Raw genomic sequence first — 24,615 nt, 5'->3', positions numbered from 1 at the left:
TTTTTCCTGTTTTTGTTACCTTTGGCTCGAATGAAAAAGAATAAACTCATAGTAGGTCTTTCTCTGATTGTTACAGTCTTGTTCTCAATGCTGTTTCAGTCATTGCACACCTATGAGCATTTGCAAAAACAGCTTTCCGAAAAGCAGTGCCACCATAAATACAATGTTACCGGTACAGAGATAACGCACCAACACCAGAAAGTTGACCATTGTTACGTTTGTGAATTCTCTTTTGGAAGTTACAGCACTCCAAATGATTTCTCCTATCAATTGTACTCCAGTATTGAAGAAATCCCGTATTTTTTTACTGCAGCGGAGACGGTTATTTCGTTTTCCGGCAGTTTGTATTCCCTCCGAGGTCCACCCGTAGATAGTTTAAGCTGAATTCATTTCAGCTTCTTTTGAATTCATTTCAGCACGTTTTACACGTATTATTTACTAAATAATTCCGGTCTCGGCTCCCTCTCCTTTGTAGAGGGCTGGGCAGAGGAAAAACTATACAATCATTTTCAATGAAAAAATTTATTATAGGCCTATTCTTGGGTTTTTCGGCAATGCTTCAAGCGCAAAATGCCCTTTCGGGAACCGTTACCGATTTAAGGAACCAACCCATAAAGGGTGTTTCAGTTTATGCATCAGAATTGCATAAAGGAACCACAACAGATGAAAACGGAAAATATGCATTTTCCAATCTGCCGAGCGCAAACGTAAAAATCAGCTTTACATTTTTAGGATTTGCAACCCAAAATAAAACCATAAGCAGTCTTCAAAAAGAAAACATACTTGATGTTATCCTTGAGGAAGCAATATTCGAAATGGATGAAGTTATTGTTTCAACCGCTTTCAATAAAATACAATCGCAAAACGTGATGAAAGTGGAGCATGAAAGCATCAAAAATTTACAACGAAAAGGAACTGCTACGTTAATTGAAGGATTGGCGACTATCCCGGGAGTTTCGCAGGTTTCTACCGGAACATCTATTGGGAAACCAGTGATTCGCGGTTTGAGCGGCAATCGTGTTTTGGTGTATTCTCAAGGTGTTCGAATAGAAAATCAACAGTTTGGTGACGAACACGGTTTGGGATTGAACGATTCAGGAATAGAAAGTGTTGAGGTGATTAAAGGACCGGCTTCTTTGTTGTACGGTTCCGATGCATTGGGAGGAGTATTGTATTTTAACCCCGAAAAATTTGCTGATGCGAATACTTTTAAAGCGAACTTTAGTCAAAAATATTTCTCGAATACCGCCGGAAGCAATTCCTCTTTGGGTGTGAAAACCTCCACAGACAACTGGAAATTTATGGCACGGGGAAGTTACAACACCCATTCTGATTATAAAAGTGCTTCGCCAGTTCGGTCTTCGACTTCCGGTGCTGATGGCGACCGAGTGACAAATACCCGGTACAATGAAACCGATTTCAAAACAGGAATTGGTTATAGTAATGCCAAGTTTTCAAGTGTACTACGTTACAATTACAATGAATTAGATTTGGGAATTCCGGAAGATGGTATCGCGGAGCAAACGATAAGTAAGAAAACTGGATTTCCAAAACAAGGAATTTTCAATCATTTGTTGAGTTTAAACAATGTTTTCTTTTTCGAAAAATCAAAGTTGGATGTCGACTTAGGATATATTGCCAATGATCGAAGCGAGTTTGAAGACAGCAATGTGGCCGTTCTACACATGAAACTGAAGACTTTCAATTACAATGCAAAATACCATCTACCAAAAATGGGAAAAATAGAAACCATTGTTGGAGTTCAGGGAATGCACCAAACTAATACAAATTCAGGGGAAGAATATTTAATTCCGGATGCGGTTACCAATGATTTTGGTGTTTTTGGGACAGCTAATTATGAGTGGAATACGAATGTGTTGCAAGCCGGATTGCGTTTTGATAATAGAAATATCACTACGGATGCACAAGGAATTGCAGGTGAAGAAGGTTCATTTGAAGCCATCAATAAATCATACGACAGTTTTAATGCATCGTTGGGTTACAAAACTAATCTAGCCGATGATTTGACGTTGCGGTTGAATGTAGCTTCAGGATTTAGAGCGCCAAATTTAGCCGAATTAACTTCTAATGGAGTTCATGAAGGAACGAATCGCTATGAAGTAGGAAATAGTGATTTAGAAACCGAGCAAAACGTTCAAACGGATTTAAATTTAGAATATAAAACGGATCATTTTGAGTTTTTTGTAAACGGATTTTACAATCACATCAACAATTATATCTACACCTCGCCAACAGGAGAAATGGTTGCAGAGAACGCTGTTTTTGATTATATTCAGAATAATGCCAAATTATATGGAGGCGAAATCGGACTGCATTTTCATCCGCATCCATTGGACTGGTTGCATTTTGAAACGAGTTTTGAAACTGTAACCGGTGAAAAACAAAACGGAGATTACTTACCGTTAATCCCGGCAAACAATTGGAATAACACCATTAGAACCGAATTCAAAATCAAAAACTGGTTAAAAGATGGTTTTGCAACACTAAATATTTCCAGTACGTTCAATCAAAAAAATGTAAGCGGATTTGAAACAGAATCGAGTGGATACAACTTAGTGAATTTAGGTTTTGGCGGAACTGTAAAACTGGGTAAAACCGCTTTTGATGTCAACATCAACGGGAATAATTTATTTGATAAAAGATACATTGCACATCTTTCTCGGCTAAAAACAGATGGTATTTCAAACATTGGAAGAAACATTATTTTGGGAGTGAATTTTAATTTGTAATTTATTTGCTTCAGTAAAAAACAAAAAACGCTATTCGAAAGAGTAGCGTTTTTTTGGGTTTAAGAACAAAAAGCATTTATTACTGTTTCAGTGCTTTTTTCGTATTATTGTGTACAGAATAAATGAATTTTATAAACCAAAACAATGATGCTACAAAACCAATCTGTAATTCCTGATATTAAAGTCATTATAGCAGCTTCGAAAGACAAAGCGATTAAAGCGGTGGACAATGAAAGAACCTTGATGTATTGGTATATTGGGCAACGTATTTTTGAGGAAGAACAAGAAGGAAAAGACCGTGCGGACTATGGAACGTACTTAATTAAATTTCTTTCGCAACAATTACAACCAGAATATGGAAGTGGTTTTTCAGTGAGGCAATTAGAGAGATACCGACAGTTTTACCGAATGTTTCCAATTGCGTCCGCACTGCGGACGCAATTGAGTTGGACACAATATAAATTCCTTTTGGCAATTGACAATCAATATAAAAGAGAGTTTTATGTTGCGGAAAGTGTAAAGAATAATTGGACATCAAGGCAACTCGAACGTCAAATTAACAGTAGCTTATATGAACGTCTTCTAATGAGCAATGATAAAGAAAGCGTACTTGCTGTAGCTAAAAATGAAAAACTGCCTTCGGATGCTAAAGAGATTATAAAAGACCCGATGTATTTAGAATTTTTGGGACTAAAACGGGAAGCGGCTTATTACGAAAGAGATTTAGAAAGCGCAATAATTACGCATTTGCAAGATTTTTTATTGGAACTGGGAAATGGTTTTTCATTTGTCGCGAGACAAAAAAGAATACACATTGACGGTGATGAATTTTTTACAGATTTAGTTTTTTATAATCGAATATTACAATGCTTCGTCATTATCGAAATCAAGACAGATAAACTCACCCATCAGGATATTGGTCAACTACAGATGTATGTCAATTATTACGATCGAATAGAGAAACTGCCTCGTGAAAATCCAACTATTGGTATTTTGCTTTGTGCCAATAAAAATGACGGTGTCGTAAAATTTACGCTGCCGGAAAACGAAAAAAATATTGTTGCCAGTAAATATAAATTATACCTGCCAACAGAACAACAGTTGTTGGAAGCTGTAAATATTGAATTACAGAATTTTGAGCAAGGAAAAGAAAGTGAATAATCTAGCGTCTGCACACAAATATTGACTTGAAGATGAGAATTATCTACCTGTAAAACCAGTGTAAATTAGTTCAGTAGGTGTCATCTGTTGGCTAGTTTGAATTGTGTCCGCAGTGCGGACACAATTGCATTAGTTCTGAAATCCACAACTCTAATCAAAACCATAATTCGAGCAAAATTCAAGCAATTCGTGGTAAGAAAAAAATAGTAGCAATCTCATTCATCCCAAATCCTATTCGTAAGAATAGCGAATTTTAGTTTTATTTAAGACTTTCTCACCGTTAGAAGACTAACTATTTTCCCTATTTTTGTAACAACCTTAAACAGAATCTAATGAAATGGGCATGAAGGTAATTGGGTCGCAAGCACCAATGATAATATGCCACTCGAGCATAGCGAACAGGTAAAACAATTACATATAACCGATGAAAAACAATAAATATCAACATATGAAAAACACTTTTTTAATAATGGCTGTATCATCTGCAATGGCGACTTTTGGCCAAAACCCAAATCCAAAACCTATAACCTATCCCACTACTAGTAAAGGGGAAACCGTGGATGTGTATTTCGACACCAAACTTCCGGATCCGTACCGCTGGCTCGAAGACGATAAGTCGGCAGAAACCGGTGCTTGGGTAAAAGCCCAAAACGAAGTGACCTATGGTTATTTGGCGCAAATTCCGTTTCGTGATGTCTTGAAAGCAAGAATGGAAAAACTGTGGAATTATGAAAAGATAGGAGCGCCTTTCAAAGAAGGAAATTTCACTTATTATTACAAAAATAACGGTTTACAAAATCAATCGGTGTTGTACAGAAAAGATACCAAAGGAACCGAAACCGTTTTCTTGGATCCCAATACGTTTTCTAAAGACGGAACCACTTCGCTTGGCGGCTTGGATTTCTCCAAAGACGGTTCTAAAGTAGCCTATGCCATTTCAGAAGGCGGAAGCGACTGGAGAAAAGTTATTATCATGGATGCCATTACCCAAAAAATAATCGAAGATACTATCGTCGACGTGAAATTTAGCGGTGTGTCTTGGAAAGCAAATGAAGGATTCTACTATTCCAGTTATGACAAACCAAAAGGAAGCGAATTATCGGCGAAAACCGATCAGCATAAATTGTATTTCCACAAGTTGGGAACTTCGCAAAAACAGGATCAAGTGGTTTTTGGTGCCGACCAAAAGCGCCGCTATGTAGGTGGTGGAGTTACGGAAGATGACCGTTATTTAGTCATCACCGCGTCAAATTCTACTTACGGAAACGAATTGTACATCAAAGACTTGACAAAGCCCAACAGTCCTATTGTGACAATTGTGGATAATTTCAAGAGCGACAACAACATCATTGAAAACGAAGGTGGAAAATTATTCATAGAAACCGACTTGAATGCGCCCAACAAACGCATCGTTACCGTGGATGTCAACAATCCAAAACCGGAAAACTGGAAAGATTTTATTCCAGAAACTGAGAATGTGTTGTCTCCTTCAACAGGTGGCGGGTATTTCTTTGCGAATTACATGAAAGACGCCGTTTCGTTGGTAAAACAATACGATTATTCAGGGAAACTAGTTCGTGAAATTCAGTTGCCGGGCATAGGAACCGCAGGTGGTTTTGGTGGAAAGAAAAAAGAGAAAACATTATATTATTCCTTCACGAATTACATTACACCGGGTTCTACTTTTTCATTTGAACCACAAACAGGAACTTCAGCGGTATATCAAAAACCAAAAGTGGATTTCAACAGCGAGCAATACGAGTCCAAACAAGTTTTTTATACCTCTAAGGACGGAACCAAAATCCCGATGATTATCACCCATAAAAAAGGATTGAAACTCGACGGAACAAATCCAACGATGCTGTACGGTTACGGAGGATTCAATGTGAGTTTAACACCAAGTTTCAGTATTGCCAATGCCGTTTGGATGGAAAACGGAGGCGTTTATGCCGTACCAAATTTACGTGGTGGTGGCGAATACGGGAAAAAATGGCATGATGCGGGAATCAAAATGCAAAAACAAAATGTATTTGATGATTTCATCGCAGCGGCAGAATACCTGATTGCGGAGAAATACACGTCTTCACAATACCTGGCCATTCGTGGTGGGTCAAACGGAGGATTGCTAGTGGGCGCTACCATGACGCAACGTCCGGATTTGATGAAAGTCGCTTTGCCGGCAGTGGGAGTGATGGACATGTTGCGCTACCACACCTTTACAGCAGGAGCAGGTTGGGCGTATGATTACGGAACGGCTCAGGACAGCAAGGAAATGTTCAACTATATCAAAGGGTATTCTCCCGTACACAACATACAAAAAGGGATTCAATATCCGGCAACGATGGTCACTACGGGCGATCACGATGACAGAGTAGTGCCGGCGCACAGTTTTAAATTTGCTGCCGAATTACAGGAAAAACAAACAGGAACAAACCCAATCCTAATCCGTATTGACATCAATGCAGGACACGGCGCCGGAAAGTCAGTGGCGGCAACCATTCAGGAAAATGTAGATATTCAGGCTTTTACCTTATTCAACATGGGAGTCGTATTGTTACCAGAATTAGAATAACAGGATTTATTTCAGGAGCTATTTCCTGCTATTCGTTGCAATCTTTATATCCTCCGAAAAGGCGGAAATAAAGGATTTCCACTGCTATCAGGGCTAGGGCATTCGATTTTCCAAACGATTGTCATTGCGAGGAACGAAGCAATCACATCATAAATTGATAAGAAATTCAAAAAACGCTATTCGAAAGAGTAGCGTTTTTTTGTTGAATAAATTTACTTATCAAAAAATCAAGTTGAAAACTAAAAATTAATGAGGTCAATTGTAGGCGGGTCAATTGTAGGCGTAAAACTAATTTTATCAAATATGGAGATTAAAGAAAAATTTGGTCAAAAAGTAAAAGAGTTAAGAGAGCAAAAAGGCTTCTCTGTTGAACAACTGGCTAATATTTCGAATGTTGACAGGAATTATATTTCTGACATCGAAAAAGGAAAAAGAAATGTTTCAATAACAATAATTGAAAAAATAATCCTTGCACTCGATACTGATTTTATAGAATTCTTCAATGATAATAGTTTTAAAAAATGATAATGAAAGAGCTACAATATAAAAATGATGTTGTTGAAGAATTGATTTTTAATGAGCCACAATTAAATTTAAAATTTTTAAGTCAATCTCAATCAATAATTGATACAAATAAAAAAGATAAGTCAAGTATGCTTAATGTGCTTTCTTTATTTTCAGGATGTGGTGGAATGGATTTAGGATTTGAAGGAGGATTTACTGTTCATAATTCATCTATTAATGAAAAACTTAAACCAGATTTTATTGAAGAAATAATAAATGATAAGCTTGTTAAGTTAAAAAAAACAAGATTTAAAACTGTGTTCGCAAATGATATTTTAAGTGATGCTAGGAATGCTTGGGTTAATCATTTCCAAAAAGAAGGGCATAATTCTGAAATGTTCCATACTGATAGTATAGTAGACTTAGTCAAACTTCACAAAACTGGGACTGAAGTATTTCCAAAAAATGTAGATATCGTTACTGGTGGATTTCCATGTCAAGACTTTAGTATTTCCGGAAAGAGAAATGGATTTGAATCACATAAAAATCATAAGGGTGAATTCATTGTAAATGAATCCGTATCTGAAGAAACTCGCGGTAAACTATACATGTGGATGAGAGAAGTTATTGAAATAACAAAGCCGAAAATATTTATTGCTGAAAATGTAAAAGGGTTAGTAAATCTATCTAATGTTAAAGAAATTATCCAACATGATTTTTCCTCAATTGGAAAAAATGGATACATAGTTTTAAATCCTAAAGTATTGCATGCAGCAGACTATGGTGTTCCTCAATCAAGAGAAAGAGTTATATTTATTGGAATTAAAAAATCGGCTTTAAAAAAATCGGCTCTTGTAGAATTAGAGAAACAAAGCATTTCGGAAAAATATAATCCATATCCAAATCGAACGCATTCTTACACCATAAAGGATTCAGATTTAAAAAATCCAGTTCAACTTAAAGAAATTTTTAGTTTGGTGGACGAGCCTGAAATGAGCGATGATTTATCCCAAAAGAATTTTTCCAAAGCAAAATTTATGGGTAAGCATTGTCAAGGACAAATTGAAATTAAACTTAATGGGATAGCTCCGACTATTAGAGCCGAACACCACGGTAATATAGAGTTTAGAAGACTTGATGCCAGTAATGGAGGCAATTATGATGATGAACTTTCAGCTGGCTTGGAACAAAGAAGATTAACTCCTAGAGAATGTGCATTGATACAAACTTTTCCGATAGATTATGAATTTGTTATTGAGAATAAGAATGGAAGAAAAGGTTCTTATCTAATTAGTCCCTCACAATCGTATAAAATTATTGGAAATGCAGTTCCTCCATTACTAGCTTATAATTTGGCTAAAAGGTTAGAAGAAGTTTGGTCTTTGTATTTTAAACAATAATATTATGATATATTCAGCTAATTCTGAGCCACACAGAGATGAATTTAATTTACTGCTAGGTGCTACGCTTTCAGAACTTAACACTACTGCTCAAACGACTAATAATTTTCTGTCACTAACCGGTAATAAATTAGAACCTTACATTTCTGATTTGATGACTGAGTTGGCTATTGGAACTCCTTTTGCAGATACAATTGAATGGGTTGGTGGGCAAAAATTTCCAGATATAATTGCAAAAAAATACTATGGGATAGAAGTCAAAACAACGACTCAAAATCATTGGAAGACAACTGGAAATAGTGTACTTGAATCTTCCAGAGTTAATGATGTTGAAAGAATTTATATGTTGTTCGCTAAATTAGCGAATCCGATTGAATTTAAATGTAGGCCATATGAAGAATGTTTGTCAGAAGTTGTGGTGACTCACTCTCCGAGATACCTTATAGATATGAATTTAGGTGCTGGGAAAACAATTTTTGATAAAATGAGTGTACAATATAATGATTTAAGAAATAAAGAAAATCCTATAAGGCCCATCGTAGATTATTACAGAAGTAAGTTAAAACCTGGTCAGGATATTTGGTGGATGGATCAAGAAAATGGTAGTTCGTCAAGTATGATTATTAAGCTTTGGAGTGATTTATCACCAAAAAGTAAAGGAAAATTAGTTAATGAAGCGAGAATTTATTTTCCGGAATTATTTGGTAGAAGCCCAAAGAAATATGGAAGATTAGGAATATGGTTGATAAATAGAGAGAATGTTATTTGTCCTAATATGAGAGACCCTTTTTCTGCGGGAGGTAACGCCATAAGATATGAGTTTAATAGTAAAACCTATGAAAAGGTTCCAAAAAAAATAGTTAATTTATTTCAAAATCTAAACGAGATTGTTAAGTTATTAAGTGAAATTTCTGCACAAGAACTTTCGGAATATTGGAAAATTAAAACAACAGAAGACAAAAAGATATTTGATTGGATAGAGATAGTTTCTCAATATTCAAAAACAGTAAGCTCATCACAACATTTAGATCTAAAAACAATATTAACTACCGCTGTTTTTAAATAATTTTAACTCTACATTCACAAAAAATTAAAGTGTTTTTTTGTAATTTTATTTAATGGATTTTTTAAACCCTGCTGAAAGAAGAAAAAGGATGCAGTCTATTAAAAGTACAGATACCAAAGATGAAATCCGCTTGGCAAAAGCTTTATGGTATCTCGGCTATCGCTACCGTAAAAATAACAGAACTGTTTTTGGTAAACCAGATTTAACTTTTAAAAAACTCAAAATAGCTATTTTTGTAGACAGCGAATTCTTCCACGGCAAAGATTGGGAGAATTATAAATACCGTATAAATTCTAATAAAGAGTTTTGGCAAAAGAAAATAGAACGCAACATAAAACGAGACATTGAAGTCAACAATTATCTCGAATCACAAAACTGGAAAGTGCTTCGTTTTTGGAGTTTGGAAATAAAAAAAAATCTGGAGGATTGCATCACTAAAATACGATCCGAAATTATTTCGAGACAAACCCAAAAAGTAAAATCGTAAACTTGAAATTAAAATTCATTTCCCCATCATCAACTCCAGAATTTCTTTCTTTTATTTTCCCAATGTTTTATTAATTCAGTCGTTTTTTTGCACTGCAATCGGTAAATTTGAAAGTCAACATTAAATAAATAAAAATATGATAGTACAGATTAACACAGACAACAATGTAGAAGGAAACGCACGTTTGAAAGCGTATATCGCAGAAGAAGTAGGAACAGCTTTGTCCCGTTTTGAAGATAAAATAACCCGATTAGAAGTGCATCTTGGTGACGAAAACAGTGATAAATCCGGAGTCAATGACAAACGATGCCTCATAGAAGCCCGACCAAATAATATGCAGCCCGTTGCAGTTACCAATCATGCCGATACTACCGAAAAAGCCTTTCAAGGTGCATTAGACAAAATCAAAAAAGTATTAGACACAGCTTTCGAAAAACAGAAAGCGCACTAAATAGTTGCCCGTAGGCAAACAAACATAAAACTAAAATGACACTGTCTAAATAAGACAGTGTCATTTTTTTTGTTAATTATTCTCGAGTGAAAGAAGGTGCTCTTTATTTGTCAAATAATAACGTCGCCAAAGTTTCATCTCTTTTGTATATGTCTTCATAGAAATGTACAACTCCATCATCACTTACCCACGCGGTGAAATAACCAATATAGACCGGAATTTTATTTTTTAGCGTATACCAATATTCCTCCCCGCTATTCATTGCAGTTTCTATCTTTTCAGGATTCCATTTTTTGTCGTTCTTCATAATCATCGCAGCAAGTTCTTTTGGCTTGGCTACACGTATGCACCCGTGGCTGAACGCACGGTCTTCTTTACCAAATAAACTTTTGGACGGCGTATCGTGCAAATAAATCGCATTCGAATTTGGGAATAAGAACTTTACAAGTCCCAATGAATTTTCCGGGCCGGGTTTTTGTCTCACATAATCATCTTTCCACTCCATATCATGTTCGGCTAAATAATTTGGATTCTTTTCGATGGCAGGAAGAATTTCTTTCTTTAAAATACTTGCGGGCACATTCCAGTACGGTCTAAAAACAATATATTTCATTGGGGCACTAAAAATAACGGTTTTATGCATCGTTTTTCCCACCACAACTTTGGAACGTAATTCCGGGATTCCGTTTCTGAAAAAAGTCAGTTCATACGCTGGAATATTCACAACAATTAGTTCCTTAGATTTGGTAATGTCATTTGAAATCCATCTACAGCGTTCCATATTGACCATGAGGGTTTTGATACGGGCTGCAACGGAAACGTTCATATAATTGATATGTTCCGGCAGAATTGTTTTGTTAATGGTATTGCCACTTCTTTTTTTAAATTTCAAAATTCCGGTTGCTAATTCATCATCATATACAGCGCTTTTAGAATCTCGGCTAAGATCACCAGTAATTAATAAACGCGTTCTGATTTGCGCAATTGTAGCGGCACTATCACCAGGTTTGTACGATTTGACATTTGGATCTAACGCAATGGTTTTCCACCCGCCTTTTTTTTCTATTTTACGGTATTCCTGCAAGACGTCTTTAAGCAGGTAATATTGTTTTAAAACCCCTTTTTCATCTTTGTTGATAAGCGTAGGATTGATTAACAATGAATCTAAATAATTGACATACGATTGTTTTTTTCTTGGCAAAAACCAGCCTAAATCTTTCGTTTTTTGAGTACTGATACCATCGTATACTTTATCAGCATAAAAAAAGTACAGTGAAGAGCTCAATAGTTCGGTGTCAATATTCGCTTTCTGATTTTCCTCCGGATTGTCATAGATATCTTCTAATTTTTCCTTGTAAGGAATTACGGTTTCGATTCCTTCAACAGCCAAATTGTTCACTTTATTGTACAACAAACCCGCAAATTCATTAAGTCCATCTTTGTCAAACCAGATGTAATGAAATTGATGTTTACGGTATAATTTTTCTACATCGCCCTGATAATTTTTCAGTTTTGGATATTTTTTAAAGAAGGTTTTGATTTGCGTACTGTCAAAAGCAACTTCAATGGTATTTGTACTCGTTTGATTTATTGGCAAATCAATATTGCTTTTCTTTTTACAGGAAACGGCAGTAAATAGTATCGTAAAAACAACAATTAGTATTGGCGAAAATAATTTTTTCATAAGTCAACTTTTAATTTGTGAAGAACACAATTATGGGCCTACAAAAATACGTCAAATCACGTGCCGTACTACCAGAATTGGACGGACTGAGTTTTTCAACTTTAAAATATGACCTGTGGTTTAACAGTAAAAGGGAAAGAAAAATAATTTATAAGTACTTATTAATAAATTAGTTGCGATTTTGTTTTTGTTTTCTAAAACGAAATTTAGCGTTGGATAAATTTTTTAAAATCCAAAAATTATGAAAATAATAGTGCTTTTTACACAACTATTTTGCCGTTTTTGTCTCCTGTTATTATAGAGGTAAGGTTTTAATTTAAAGTTTAATACCACTTTTTTGAGGGTGTTATTATTTCAAATACTTTCCGAAGTTTGAAATAGTAAAAGGTACAAGGCTCAAACGGATGTTTAGGAAGCCGAATCATATTTTGTAGATTTAAAGCAGTAGGAAAACCAGTTTTTATGCTATCTTTATTTGAGAACAGTAAAGAAATTCAGATGAACCAATTTTGGCAGGAAACAAAAACATATTTTAAAACAACGGGTTTTAAGAAAATTTTCAAAAGAATTGGTTTTTTCTTTTTGGGAGTAGTTGTGTTTTTTATGCTTTCTTCTGGGCTTTTAGCACTTTATTTTAAAAATAACAAAGCGGAAATTATTACCCAAATCAATACTAAAATCAACGAAAATATTACAGGAAAAATTGATATTGGCGATATTAGATACAAATTTTTAAAGGGCTTTCCCAATATGACTTTGGCGTTAAGCCAAGTGGAATTGAAAGATAGTTTGTGGGTTGTTCATAAGCGGACCCTCCTAAAAGCGGAACAAATTGAGATTAGGATTAATCTTTGGGATTTGATTTCCAATGAAATTAATATCGATAAAATCGAAATTCAAAAAGCGACTTTGTATTTATTTAAAGGAAAGAACGGAATCGTAAATACCGGTATTTTTAAACCAAAGCCAAAAGGTAAAAATTCAAAAAGTTCGACTACTTCCACCATCAATGAAATTGTTTTAGACCAAGTGCATTTCATTTCCGAAAATCAAATGGGAAATAAATTGTTTGATTTTAATGTTTTAGCTTTACGAAGCAAAGTAGATTTTGAAGATGACAATTGGCATACCAAAATGTACGTGAAAACGCTTGCCAAAAACATGGCTTTCAATACCAAAAGAGGTAGTTTTATAAAGGAAAAAATAGTTGAAGGCTTTTTGGTTGTTGACTTTTCGGACCAGAAAAACCAAATCAGTGTAGCAACCGAAAATCTCAAAATAGGAATAGAACTTTTTGATATTAACGCACATTTTAGTTTGGACAAAAACAAGTCTCCTTTTGATATTGTTATTAAAACCGACATTTTGTGGAAAGATGCTTCAGAATTATTGAGCGCTAATATTAGTAGTCGAATCAATCAATTTGACTTAAAAAAGCCAATAAATGTGGGTTGTACGATTGTGGGCGATATGAATGCTGAAGGTGATCCGGAGATTGTCGTGACTACGAATATAAAAAATAATGAACTCACGATACCTGACGGAATTATCACCCACTGTAGTTTTGGCGCTACATTCACCAACCAATATAAAAAAGGAGCAGGCTGCAACGACACTAACTCGACAATTACTTTAACAGAATTTTCGGGGAAATACAAAACGATTCCATTTGCAATTCCAATCGGGATTATTTCCAATTTTGAAAAAACCACTGCAGCAGGAAGTTTTAAATCGGATTTTCCCGTTTCCCGACTGAATGAGATAGTCAACAAGGATTTAATGCATTTTTCTAATGGTCAAGCTGAAGTGAATTTGGATTTCAAATTTGATATTAGAGATTTAAAAATACAGAAACCGTTATTCACAGGAAGTGTAGCAGTTAAAAATGCAACAGTTAATTATGGTCCAAGGAATTTGACTTTCGTAAAAACAGAAATTCAGCTTGATTTTACGGAGCAAGCTTTGTTGATAAAAAAAATTAATTTTAAAGACCGTCGCAACACGGTTTTTATGGAAGGAAAAATTAATAATTTCCTGACGTTATATTATGAAAATCCTGAAAAAATGCTCGTTAATTGGGATATTTATGCTCCTTTTCTGGATGTGAAACAGTTTGTAGGTGTTTTTACCAGTTCGGGTAAAAAAGCTTCAAAAACCAAGAATAAAAAAGATGATTTTTCAGATGAATTGTATTCCGTGATTGAAAAAAGCCAAATGGTGTTAAATGTTAAAGCAGATAAAATGGTGTATAGTAAACTCGAAGCGACTAATGCTAAAGCTACCATTTTATTACTTAACAATAAATTAATTGTGAAAAATGGCTGGGTGCAAAGTTCTGGCGGGATAATTTCTTTTGACGGTCAGTTAGCTCCATATGGGGATAATTTCCTTTTGGAATCCAATGCGAAGATCAATCGGGTGAATATTTCCCGTTTCCTGACTTCGTTGAATAATTTTGGGATTGAATCTTTTGAGCCTAAAAACATAAAAGGATTTTTGACGTCTTCGGCATCGTTGAAAGGAACGTTGCTTTCCGGCGGACAATTAAAGAAAAATTCGCTTTCCGGCGATGCTAAATTCGATGTGAATCAAGGGACTTTAATCGATTTTAAACCGATTACAAATATTGGAAAATTTGCTTTTCCTTTTAGAAATGTGAACAACATCGTATTTAGAGATTTGTCAGGAAACTTTAAAATCAATGGCGATATTGTAGCTGTTAATGATCTGAAAGTGAGCTCCAGCGTTTTAAACTTAGATGTAAACGGCATTTATTCGTTTAACAGAGGGACAAATTTAGCGATCACTATTCCATTGAGAAATCCAAAAAAGGATGAGGGTATCACGGATAAAAATGAAAGAGCTGAAAATCGAAATAAAGGAATTGTATTGCATTTATTAGCCGTTGACGTTGATGGAAAAATAAACATAAAATGGAATAAAAATCATGAATGAACACAAAAAGCACATGAAAATACTACTGACTGTTCTTGTTTTTGTCACTTTATCGGGTTGCAAAAGCATAATGGAGAACCAATCAATTTCAAAAGCAAATATCAACGCCACATTAAATTCCTGGCATAAAGCTGCGGCAGATGCTAACTATAACGATTATTTTTCTTTTATGACTGATGATGCTGTTTTCATTGGTACTGATGCGACAGAGAATTGGAATAAAATAGCTTTAAAAGCCTATTCAAAGCCACATTTTGATAAAGGAAAAGCGTGGAATTTCACCGCATTAGAACGCCATATTTATTTTGATAAAACGGGTAAAACAGCTTGGTTTGACGAATTGCTGAATACACAAATGAAAATTTGTAGAGGTTCGGGTGTTTTAGTAAAAATAGGCACCGAGTGGAAAATAAAACAATATGTTCTATCGATGACGATTCCAAATGAAAATTCCAATGAAGTCGTTAAAGTAAAGTCAACGCTGGAAGATGCGTTGATACAAACCTTAAAATCGAAGCAATAAATTTATCTTATTAGCTAATCAGTTATTCTCTTTTTTTTACAAAAAAACCTCTGCGAAAAAAGCAGAGGTTTTCATTAATCTATAAATCGGATAATTACCAGATTTTGACTCTTTTCTCGGGAGCCAGATACAATGAGTCTGTTGGTTTTATTTTGAAAGCGGTATAGAACTCAGGAATATTACGCACTACACCATTGACTCTAAATTTTGCGGGTGAATGCGGATCGGTAGCAATTTGATTTCGCAAAGCTTCCTCCCGACTTTTATTTAACCAACATTGTCCCCAACTTAACAATACTCGTTGATCACCCGTAAAGCCATCTAAAACAGGTGATTCTTTTCCTTCCAAACTCATTTTATATGCTTTTATGGCAATGGATAATCCGCCTAAATCGCCAATGTTTTCCCCTTGGGTAAATTCCCCATTTACATTGAGGTCAGGAAATACTTTGAAGGTATTGTACTGTGCGACTAATGCACCTGTTTTTTGCTTAAAAGCGGTTAAATCTTCCGGTGTCCACCAATTGCGAAGCACTCCGTCACCATCGAAGCTACTTCCTTGGTCGTCAAAACCATGGCCTATTTCGTGTCCGATTATTGCGCCAATTCCACCATAGTTTGCTGCGTTTTCAACTTTTAAATTAAAGTAAGGCGGCTGCAATATCGCGGCAGGAAATACAATCTCATTAAGTGGCGGATTGTAATATGCGTTTACGGTTTGTGGAGTCATTCCCCATTCAGTTCTGTCAACAGGTTTTCCTAATTTGTTAATTTGTCTGTTGTATTCAAAATCAGTGGCTTTTTGCTGGTTTCCGTATAAATCGCCTTTAACAACTTTTAAAGTTGAATAATCTCTCCACTTGTCAGGATAACCAATTTTCGGAGTGAATTTAGAGAGTTTGTCCAAGGCTTGTTTTTTTGTTACCGAACTCATCCAGTCCAAGTTTTTTATGCTTTCCCCGTAGGCTTTAAGTAGGTTTTTGACTAACAGTGTTACTTCTTCTTTGGCTTGAGGAGAGAAATGTTTTTTTACATAGACCTTTCCCACTATTTCACCAAGGTTATTATTGACCCTGTCAACACCTCTTCTCCATAATGGTTGTTGTGTTCGGATTCCGTTCAGGGTTTTGCCATAGAAGTCAAAGTTTTCATTGTCTAAAGCCGTGTTCAAAGATCTTGCCGCTCCATGAATAGCATTCCATTTCAGATAACCTTTCCAAGTAGTTAAAGGTGTTGTTTTAATAATGTTATTGAGCGATTTGAGATAATCAATTTGTGCAACAACAATGTTTTGTTGATTAAGAATTCCGGCGTTTTTTAGCATGTTGTCCCAATTAAAATCAGGCATAAGTTGGTCCAAATCAGAAATAGCATATTTGTTGTACAGTTTTACTATGTCACGGGTTTGTTCTTTTTTCATGTGTTGGGCAGCCAAAGTTGTTTCTAACGCCATGATTTTTTTGGCTAAATCGGGAGCATTGGCAATTCCTCCAAGCTGTAACGTTTTCTCGATATGGATTACGTATTTTTTTTGGATTTCCTTAGATTTAGCATCTACAAGAGAGTAATATTCTCTATCAGGTAATCCTAAACCACCCTGCCAGGAAATAAGCATGTACTGGGTTGGATCTTTTAAATCCTCCATTACCGAAACGGAAAAAGGAATGTTGATTCCGGATTTATTGGCATATCCAAAATAAGCAGCCAAATCATTATAGTTGTTGATAGCGTCAATTTTTTTGTATTCAGGAAGTAACGGCACAATTCCTTTTTGATCCCTTATTTTAGTATCCATGAAGGCTTCGTAAAAGTCCCCAATTTTTTGTTCATCAGAACCTGTTGCAAACTTACCTTTGGAGGAAGCTTCAATAATGGCCTTAACGTCTTCTTGTGCTTTTTCATGTACCATGTAGCCAACGCCATAAGAGGCTTTATCGTCCGGTATTTTAGTTTTTTTCATCCAAGCGCCGTTGACATACGCATCAAAATTATCACCTGGCTGAATGGATGTGTCCATGTTTTCTGTATTAATTCCGGAAATTGTTTTGTCTGACTTTTCAAAAGTAGAAAAAGCAGCCAACAGTAAAATGGACGATGCTAACACTAGTTGTGTTTTAATTGGGTGTGGTTTTGATTTCATAAATTGGGTTTTTAGAATATCAAATATAATATAAAAAATCTCGCATAATCTTATTTAATTGATTATTAGTACATTGATGCTAAAAAAAGTTTAACAGATTAGCTTAAATCATTGAATTCATTTCTTTCTTACGAAATGCCTCTATTTTTTTCGTGTTTTATTCCGTTGAATCAATAAGTTAAGTTCGAAATTAAACCGTGAGTACAGTCCTTTTATTTGGTGTCATCAGAAAAAAGAAGTTCCGCTAAACGGTCGTCACGTTGATAGATGTCATTAAAAAAACTAACTTCACCGGAATCATTTACCCAGGTAGTGAAATATCCAATGTGAACCGGAATTTTCTTTTTTAGGATGCATGTGGTTTCTTTGCCGCCGTCCATGGCTTTCTTGATGCGATCAGCTGGCCAGTCCTTATCATTTTTTAAAATTAAATAAGCCAACTCCTGTGCTTTATTTACATTGATACATCCGTGACTATACGCCCGGTATTCAGAATCAAATAAACTTTTGGCGGGCGAATCGTGTAAATAAATATCGGAGGCACTTGGAAACATAAATTTGACTTTTCCTAAAAGATTTTTAGGACCGGGTTTCTGCCTTACTCTGCCTTTATTATATTCCATGTCATTATCTGCCAAATAGTTTTTGTCGCGATCCATAGCCGTTTTTATTTCGCTTTGAACGATACTTGTCGGTATGTTCCAATACGGGCTAAATATCAAATGGCTGATATTACTGCTAAAAATGACGGTTTCATTCATGGTTCCGCCCACAAACACATTCGATTCTAATTCGGTTATGCCATTTCTTTTGTAAATCAGTTTAAAAGAGGGAATGTTTATAATGATGTATTCTTCCGCTTTTGTCAACTCTGGAGCAATCCATCTGCAACGTTCCATATTGACCATAATGGTTTTGATGTAATTTTCAATAGGAATATTCATTCTTTGAATGTGGCTTGATGTAATTATATAATCAGGTTTATAGCCATTTCTTTTCTTAAAATTCAGTATTCCGGTCATTAACTCCTCATCGTATAAATTACTTTTGGAATCTTGCTCTAAATCTCCGGTTACAGTGAGTCGTTGTCTGATTTGACCAATGGTCCGTGAGTCATCACCAGGTTTGTATTCCAGTATTGAAGAATCTCTAACTATTAAATTCCAATCTCCATTCTGCTCTATTTGGCGGTATTTTTTTAAAACAGTACGCAATTTGTAATACTGACTAAAGAGTTGTTTCTCATTTTTATCCAATAATTCTGGATCCGACAACAAAGAATTTAGAAGGGTCTCGTATGAGAGATTTTTTGTTGGTAAAAACCATCCAATTTCTCTGATTTTTTCGATGTCGATGCCTTTATATACTTTTTTTGCATAGAAGATATACATTGCTGATAGTAAAAGCTCTGTTTCGGTGGTGGTAAGATTGTTTGGTGTTTTTTTATTGAAAATCAAGTCAGTTCGTTCTTTGTAGGCAAATCGGGAAAGTAGCCCTTCCTCTTCAAGTTGATTTACTTTGGAATATAATAAATTGGAAAACTCGATAACTCCTTTACCATCAAGCCAAATGGAATTATAATCTCTCTTTTTATATAAGATCTGAACATCCGATTTGTATTTTTTTAAATTCGGATATGTTTTAAAAAATCTCGAAATAATCGAACTGTCAATCTTGACGAAATATCTTTCTGCTTTGTATTTTGGGAATGTTTGAGCAACATAGGTGTTGGTAATCTTTTTGGCATTGGTATGGTAAGCATAAGCAAGTGAAAAGCTGAATAATAGTAGTGCAATAGATAAAACAACGTTTTTCATAGCATGATTATTTGTATAAAGATACAGAAATATTTTCTTGGTAAAAAGTGAATTAACAATGAAGTTAAGAGTTGAAATAGTACAATTGTCATTTCTTTTGGAAACATTTTTGCAAAAGATTTCATAAAAAACGATTAAGACAATAGTGATTTCGTAAACGTTTTTTCATTTTTTCACTTGTTCACCATTCGGTCTATTATATTTCCCTAATTTTGCCGAAATATTTTGAAAAAGTGGGAAGCAAAAATAAATTAAAAAGATTCAAGGAAAACGAGACATTTACAAACGTTTTTCAACCAACAAGAGAAGAAGTGGTAGCAGATTTATTTCCGCTCAAAGGTAAATGGAATTCGGAATTCTTCAAAAATGAAAATCCATTAGTGCTGGAATTAGGCTGTGGAAAAGGGGAATATTCTGTTGGTCTTGCTGAAAGGTATCCAAATAAAAATTTTGTTGGAATCGATATCAAAGGAGCACGTTTCTGGCGTGGAGCCAAAACGGCAGTTGAAACCGGATTATACAATGTGGCTTTTATCAGAACCCAAATTGAATTAGTCAACCATATTTTTGCTGAAAACGAAGTAGATGAAATCTGGATTACGTTTCCGGATCCACAAATCAAATACAAACGCACGAAACACAGAATGACAAATTCGGAGTTTTTGCAATTGTATAAAAAAATCCTCAAAAAAGAAGGTGTTGTAAACTTGAAAACCGACAGTGAATTCATGCATGGATATACCCTTGGATTGTTGCACGGCGAAGGACATGAAGTTTTGTACGCCAATCATAATGTATACGTAAACGAGGGAAGTCCGGAGGAAGTGACTGCATTTCAAACTTTTTATGAAAAACAATATTTGGAAGTTAACAAAGCAATTACGTATATTCGATTTAAAATTAAAGAATAGTTTTACTTTTTCGATTCTTGCACTTTACCTATGAATTTATTTACTTCTTTACTATTGGGTTTTATTACTGCCTTTATAGGGATTACGCCTCCGGGATTAATCAATATGACAGCAGCTAAAGTAAATCTCAAAGAAGGAAAAAGAAGTGCTTACTGGTTTGTTCTGGGTGCGGTAATTGTAATTTTCTTTCAGGCAGCGCTCGCAATATTGTTTGCGCAATTTATTAAAGAGCACCCGGATGTAATTGTTTTGCTGCGTGAAGTGGGTTTGGGAATATTTGCATCATTGACAGTCTATTTCTTGTTGATTGCTAAAAAACCCAAAAAGAAAAAAGAAATAATTAAAAAAAAGAGCACTTCCACTCGTTTTTTTCTTGGAGTGCTGCTCTCAGTACTTAACTTTTTCCCCATTCCTTATTATGTTTTTGTAAGTGTTACGTTAGCGTCTTACAATTTGTTTTATTTCGAAATGTTTCATGTTTTTATTTTTGTTTCAGGGGTCGTATTAGGCTCTTTTTTAGTGTTTTACTGTTATATTACTTTCTTTCAGAAAATACAAGACAAGACAGATTATTTTATGCGAAATATGAATACCATCATAGGAAGCATTACAGGATTAATCTCTTTAATCACTTTAATCAATATTATTCGGTATTATTTAAAGTAGATTTTTAACCAAAACCATAAGAATTTCTTTTTTATTAGATGTAAAACCATGTCAAATGACAATTTTTTCAAAAGAGTGTATGCCGTCGCCAGACAAATTCCTTATGGGAAAGTCACTTCGTATGGCGCCATAGCAAAGTCTTTAGGAACCGCGCGTTCTGCTCGAATGGTTGGCTGGGCAATGAATGCTTCGCATAGTCTTGAAGATGTTCCGGCACATCGTGTCGTGAACCGAAAAGGATTACTCACAGGGAAATTGCATTTTGACGGAACCAATCTGATGCAACAATTATTGGAAAACGAGGGAATTGTTGTGATTGACAACCAAATTGTGGATTTCGAGAAGCATTTCTGGCAACCTGATGTTCGATTGGAATAATTGATTAGATTTTTCGTCTTCATAATACTGTTTCCCGATTAAAAACTTTAATTAGATTATAACCAACATCAATTTTCGCATCAATAAATCCGATACAAATCCTTTAAAATAAGAACTTTTCATAGTATCTTTGTAATCTGAAATCAGTTTAAATAAAGATAATATTCTGGCGCTAAAATGCCAATAGAAAACAGTAAACTAAAAATGAAATTAGACAGAAAAGACATTCTTAAAGCTTTAGAAACAATTACTATAGCCGGAGAAGGAAAAAATATGGTTGAAAGTGGCGCGATAGCAAATGTGATTACTTTTGGCGATGAGGTTGTGGTAGATTTAGTATTGCACACGCCGGCAATGCACATTAAAAAACGTGCTGAAGACGATATCAAAAAAACAATTCTTGAATTAGTATCTCCAGATGCTAAAATCAAAATCAATAGTAAAGTTGAAGTTCCGGACAAACCGGAAATTAAAGGAAAATCAATACCGGGAATCAAAAATATCATTGGTGTTGCCTCTGGTAAAGGAGGAGTAGGAAAATCTACGGTAACCGCGAATCTAGCGGTATCACTAGCGAAAATGGGTTTTTCAGTAGGAATTTTGGATGCTGATATTTACGGACCTTCGATGCCAATCATGTTTGACGTAGAAAATGAAAAACCAATCTCTGTCATGGTGGATGGGAAATCAAAAATGAAACCCGTGGAAAGCTACGAGGTGAAAATTCTTTCGATTGGATTTTTTACAGCACCGAGTCAAGCCGTAATTTGGAGAGGACCTATGGCTTCCAAAGCATTGAACCAAATGATTTTTGATGCGGACTGGGGAGAATTAGATTTTATGTTAGTTGATTTGCCTCCGGGAACAGGAGATATTCACCTTTCTATCGTGCAATCATTACCTATCACAGGTGTTGTAATTGTAAGTACGCCACAAGCTGTAGCTTTGGCCGATGCTAAAAAAGGAGTTTCTATGTTCATGTCAGAAGCTATAAATGTTCCTGTTTTAGGAATTATTGAAAACATGGCGTATTTCACACCTGAAGACTCGAGCGAAAGCGAACAGGCGAAGCAATTACCTGAAAATAAATACTACATCTTTGGAAAAGAAGGAGCCAGAAATCTTGCAGAGGATTTAAGTGTTCCGTTCCTTGGTGAAGTGCCAATCGTACAATCCATCCGTGAAGCAGGAGATTACGGTCGTCCGGCAGCGATGCAAACGGGTTCCGTTATCGAAACAGTTTTCGAGGAAATCACCAGAAATGTGGTGCGGGAAGTAGTAAGCAGAAACGAAAATTTACCTGCAACAGAGGCTGTTAAAATTACAACTATGGCTGGTTGTTCCGCAGTAAAAAAATAGGCTACTTAGATTTTTAGACTACTTAGACAAACTAAGAGATCTAAAAACCTAAAAAGGTCAGAAAATCTAATAAGTCTAAATTATGACAACAGAAGAATTATTTGTAGAAGTGCAAAAAGCACTTGAAGAAATCAGACCCTTTTTAAATTCTGACGGCGGTGACATCACATTAATCTCCATCGAGGACGACAAACATGTAAAAGTACGTCTCGAAGGCGCATGCACCAGTTGCAGTGTAAACCAAATGACACTAAGGGCAGGCGTGGAAACCACCATCAAAAAGTTTGCACCACAAATAGAAACTGTTGTAAATATTCTATAAATCTTTTGGGCGTGCCCCTTTTAAGAAAAAAGGCTACTCAATACAACGAGTATTTGCCTTTTTTCTTAAAACGGTCGGGCTATACGCGCTACTTCGGTAGCTAGCTTCTATCCCTTACGCAAACACACAACTCATAACTTATAACTCATAGCTGATTTATGGATGTATTAATAAAAATTAAAGATAGAGAAGGAGTAGTGCATGAATTACAAGCTCCTACAGATATGGCCATGAATATCATGGAATTATGTAAAGCTTATGAGCTTCCTGTAGAAGGGACTTGTGGCGGAATGGCCATGTGTGCTTCTTGTCAGTGTTATGTGTTGAATGAAGTGCCTTTACCAGAAATGGGCGATGATGAAGAAGCGATGCTTTCAGAAGCATTTTACGTCAAATCAAATAGTCGTTTGGGCTGTCAAATCCCAATCACCGAAAGCCTCGAAGGATTAGAATTGGAGTTGGCTCCGGAAAATTAAATAAAGAAAGCGTTTGCCTTGACAAACGCTTTCTTTATTTATAATCTTTTAGATTTGTTGGGCCTTCAAGTACTTCTCTAACAACTTGCAGAATGCCATTTTCCTTAGTGTCGATAAACCATTTTATAAGTGTTATGGTTCCATTTACTATTTCAATTCCGGTAATGCTTCTGGGATGTACGCAGCTTCCGTCATTGAAGTAAGGTGTTGATTTTTCATTTGGATAAGAAAAACTTGGACGATGAGTATGGCCTACAATGGTAATTTTGCGATTATTGTTCTCAATCCATTTTTTTATTCGGAGTTCGATTTTTATTCGTTCCACGTAATTTTTAGCAGGACTTGTCGGATCGGATATTCCCCAAATTTGGAGTGGTTTCCATAAAATACGGACCATAAATCTGTTGATTTTCCAGCCTACGTAATTCATAAAATCAGCTTGATGACCATGTGTCAAAAACAATTCCTGTTTGGTTTCCCGATGTACTAAAACGAGTGCTTCATGGCATTTGATGCCGGTAAATAAAGGTTCAAGCTTGTCGTTTTGTGTGTTTGTATATGTCGTAAGAGTTTTTTGTACATGATCTTTATCTCGAAAAGTCATTTCATGATTCCCCCAAATTTTTAGGTATCTGTCGGAATCGTGAAATTTTTTAAGCAGAAGATAGACGTTTTTGTGTGCTTCAAAAATAGTTTTAAAGAAGATATTTTCCCATAATTCATCTCCATCTCCTAATTCGCAATACGTAAAGCCATCATTATAATATTGAGTCATTGCATGAAAATACACATTTCGATTACTTGCAAAATCATCGGCAAAACTATTATCGCTTCTGTGGCAGTCGCTAAAAAGGATGAATTTTGATTGATTGTCAAAAGGAATTCTTTGTGCTTCTTTATAAGCTCTGGTTAATCGTTCTTGGGAAGACATTTATTTAATTTAAAAAATAAAGATAAAAAAAATAGCTAATAAAGCTATTTTTTTCATCGGTA

At 35.3% G+C, this 24,615-nt stretch carries 21 protein-coding genes; 17 read left to right on the top strand and 4 right to left on the bottom strand.

Features of this window, described 5'->3' with window-relative positions; genetic code table 11:
* Positions 1-30: 30 nt before the first annotated feature.
* The 9 genes from ACP7AV_RS01010 to ACP7AV_RS00970 all read left to right on the top strand — a co-directional run bounded on the left by ACP7AV_RS01010 (position 31) and on the right by ACP7AV_RS00970 (position 10,391).
* Positions 31-384 carry a hypothetical protein gene (locus ACP7AV_RS01010; RefSeq protein WP_426090405.1) on the top strand — a complete coding sequence of 118 codons (354 nt, stop codon included), beginning with the start codon at positions 31-33 and terminating at the stop codon, positions 382-384.
* Between the two features lie 128 nt (positions 385-512).
* Positions 513-2,750, top strand: a complete 2,238-nt coding sequence (locus ACP7AV_RS01005; protein WP_426090404.1) for a TonB-dependent receptor — start codon at positions 513-515, stop codon at positions 2,748-2,750.
* Between the two features lie 147 nt (positions 2,751-2,897).
* Entirely contained in the window at positions 2,898-3,911 is a 1,014-nt protein-coding gene (locus tag ACP7AV_RS01000; protein ID WP_426090790.1) for a PDDEXK nuclease domain-containing protein, read from the top strand.
* A 469-nt stretch (positions 3,912-4,380) separates the two neighbouring features.
* Positions 4,381-6,483, top strand: coding sequence for a prolyl oligopeptidase family serine peptidase (locus ACP7AV_RS00995; RefSeq protein WP_426090789.1), 2,103 nt, complete (start codon positions 4,381-4,383; stop codon positions 6,481-6,483).
* A gap of 249 nt (positions 6,484-6,732) precedes the next feature.
* Entirely contained in the window at positions 6,733-7,008 is a 276-nt protein-coding gene (locus ACP7AV_RS00990; protein ID WP_426090403.1) for a helix-turn-helix domain-containing protein, read from the top strand.
* A 2-nt stretch (positions 7,009-7,010) separates the two neighbouring features.
* Positions 7,011-8,387, top strand: coding sequence for a DNA cytosine methyltransferase (locus ACP7AV_RS00985; RefSeq protein WP_426090402.1), 1,377 nt, complete (start codon positions 7,011-7,013; stop codon positions 8,385-8,387).
* Between the two features lie 4 nt (positions 8,388-8,391).
* Complete coding sequence (locus ACP7AV_RS00980) at positions 8,392-9,453, top strand: hypothetical protein (protein ID WP_426090401.1); 1,062 nt, start codon at positions 8,392-8,394, stop codon at positions 9,451-9,453.
* Between the two features lie 52 nt (positions 9,454-9,505).
* A complete protein-coding gene (locus ACP7AV_RS00975; RefSeq protein WP_426090400.1) occupies positions 9,506-9,940 on the top strand; it encodes a very short patch repair endonuclease in 435 nt (144 codons plus the stop codon).
* Between the two features lie 136 nt (positions 9,941-10,076).
* Positions 10,077-10,391 carry an HPF/RaiA family ribosome-associated protein gene (locus ACP7AV_RS00970; RefSeq protein ID WP_426062692.1) on the top strand — a complete coding sequence of 105 codons (315 nt, stop codon included), beginning with the start codon at positions 10,077-10,079 and terminating at the stop codon, positions 10,389-10,391.
* Between the two features lie 103 nt (positions 10,392-10,494).
* Here ACP7AV_RS00970 and ACP7AV_RS00965 read toward each other — a convergent pair whose 3' ends face one another.
* Complete coding sequence (locus ACP7AV_RS00965; protein WP_426062693.1) at positions 10,495-12,075, bottom strand: L,D-transpeptidase family protein; 1,581 nt, start codon at positions 12,073-12,075, stop codon at positions 10,495-10,497.
* Between the two features lie 462 nt (positions 12,076-12,537).
* Between ACP7AV_RS00965 and ACP7AV_RS00960 the strand changes: the two genes are divergently transcribed.
* Positions 12,538-15,030 carry an AsmA-like C-terminal region-containing protein gene (locus tag ACP7AV_RS00960; protein ID WP_426090399.1) on the top strand — a complete coding sequence of 831 codons (2,493 nt, stop codon included), beginning with the start codon at positions 12,538-12,540 and terminating at the stop codon, positions 15,028-15,030.
* Positions 15,023-15,553: a nuclear transport factor 2 family protein gene (locus ACP7AV_RS00955; protein WP_426090398.1), complete on the top strand. Its 531-nt coding sequence runs from the start codon at positions 15,023-15,025 to the stop codon at positions 15,551-15,553. Before ACP7AV_RS00960 ends, ACP7AV_RS00955 begins: the two co-directional genes overlap by 8 nt.
* A gap of 94 nt (positions 15,554-15,647) precedes the next feature.
* Here the strand turns inward: ACP7AV_RS00955 and ACP7AV_RS00950 are convergent, their stop codons facing one another.
* Together ACP7AV_RS00950 and ACP7AV_RS00945 are read right to left on the bottom strand one after the other, a co-directional pair.
* The gene (locus tag ACP7AV_RS00950; RefSeq protein WP_426090397.1) at positions 15,648-17,693 is read right to left on the bottom strand and encodes a M13 family metallopeptidase; all 2,046 of its coding nucleotides are present in this window, start codon (positions 17,691-17,693) and stop codon (positions 15,648-15,650) included.
* A gap of 212 nt (positions 17,694-17,905) precedes the next feature.
* Positions 17,906-19,510 (bottom strand): L,D-transpeptidase family protein, encoded by a 1,605-nt coding sequence (locus ACP7AV_RS00945; RefSeq protein ID WP_426090396.1) that lies wholly within the window; start codon positions 19,508-19,510, stop codon positions 17,906-17,908.
* Between the two features lie 233 nt (positions 19,511-19,743).
* On the opposite strand from ACP7AV_RS00945, the gene trmB reads away from it, so the two are divergent.
* The 6 genes from trmB to ACP7AV_RS00915 all read left to right on the top strand — a co-directional run bounded on the left by trmB (position 19,744) and on the right by ACP7AV_RS00915 (position 23,622).
* Complete coding sequence (gene trmB, locus ACP7AV_RS00940; RefSeq protein ID WP_426090788.1) at positions 19,744-20,421, top strand: tRNA (guanosine(46)-N7)-methyltransferase TrmB; 678 nt, start codon at positions 19,744-19,746, stop codon at positions 20,419-20,421.
* A 30-nt stretch (positions 20,422-20,451) separates the two neighbouring features.
* Entirely contained in the window at positions 20,452-21,087 is a 636-nt protein-coding gene (locus tag ACP7AV_RS00935; protein ID WP_426090395.1) for a LysE family transporter, read from the top strand.
* Between the two features lie 48 nt (positions 21,088-21,135).
* A complete protein-coding gene (locus tag ACP7AV_RS00930; protein ID WP_426090394.1) occupies positions 21,136-21,465 on the top strand; it encodes an MGMT family protein in 330 nt (109 codons plus the stop codon).
* A 204-nt stretch (positions 21,466-21,669) separates the two neighbouring features.
* Complete coding sequence (locus ACP7AV_RS00925) at positions 21,670-22,824, top strand: P-loop NTPase (RefSeq protein ID WP_426090393.1); 1,155 nt, start codon at positions 21,670-21,672, stop codon at positions 22,822-22,824.
* Between the two features lie 82 nt (positions 22,825-22,906).
* A complete protein-coding gene (locus ACP7AV_RS00920; protein ID WP_113636516.1) occupies positions 22,907-23,146 on the top strand; it encodes a NifU family protein in 240 nt (79 codons plus the stop codon).
* A gap of 158 nt (positions 23,147-23,304) precedes the next feature.
* Complete coding sequence (locus ACP7AV_RS00915) at positions 23,305-23,622, top strand: 2Fe-2S iron-sulfur cluster-binding protein (protein WP_426090392.1); 318 nt, start codon at positions 23,305-23,307, stop codon at positions 23,620-23,622.
* A gap of 34 nt (positions 23,623-23,656) precedes the next feature.
* On the opposite strand, the gene ACP7AV_RS00910 is transcribed toward ACP7AV_RS00915, so the two are convergent.
* Positions 23,657-24,553: a serine/threonine protein phosphatase gene (locus tag ACP7AV_RS00910; RefSeq protein ID WP_426062709.1), complete on the bottom strand. Its 897-nt coding sequence runs from the start codon at positions 24,551-24,553 to the stop codon at positions 23,657-23,659.
* Positions 24,554-24,615: the final 62 nt, after the last annotated feature.

This window comes from Flavobacterium sp. DSR3-2, assembly GCF_049896525.1.
Classification (GTDB): Bacteria; Bacteroidota; Bacteroidia; order Flavobacteriales; family Flavobacteriaceae; genus Flavobacterium.
The sequence above is the reverse complement of the archived record's forward strand: the minus strand, read 5'-3'. Positions and strand labels throughout refer to the sequence as shown.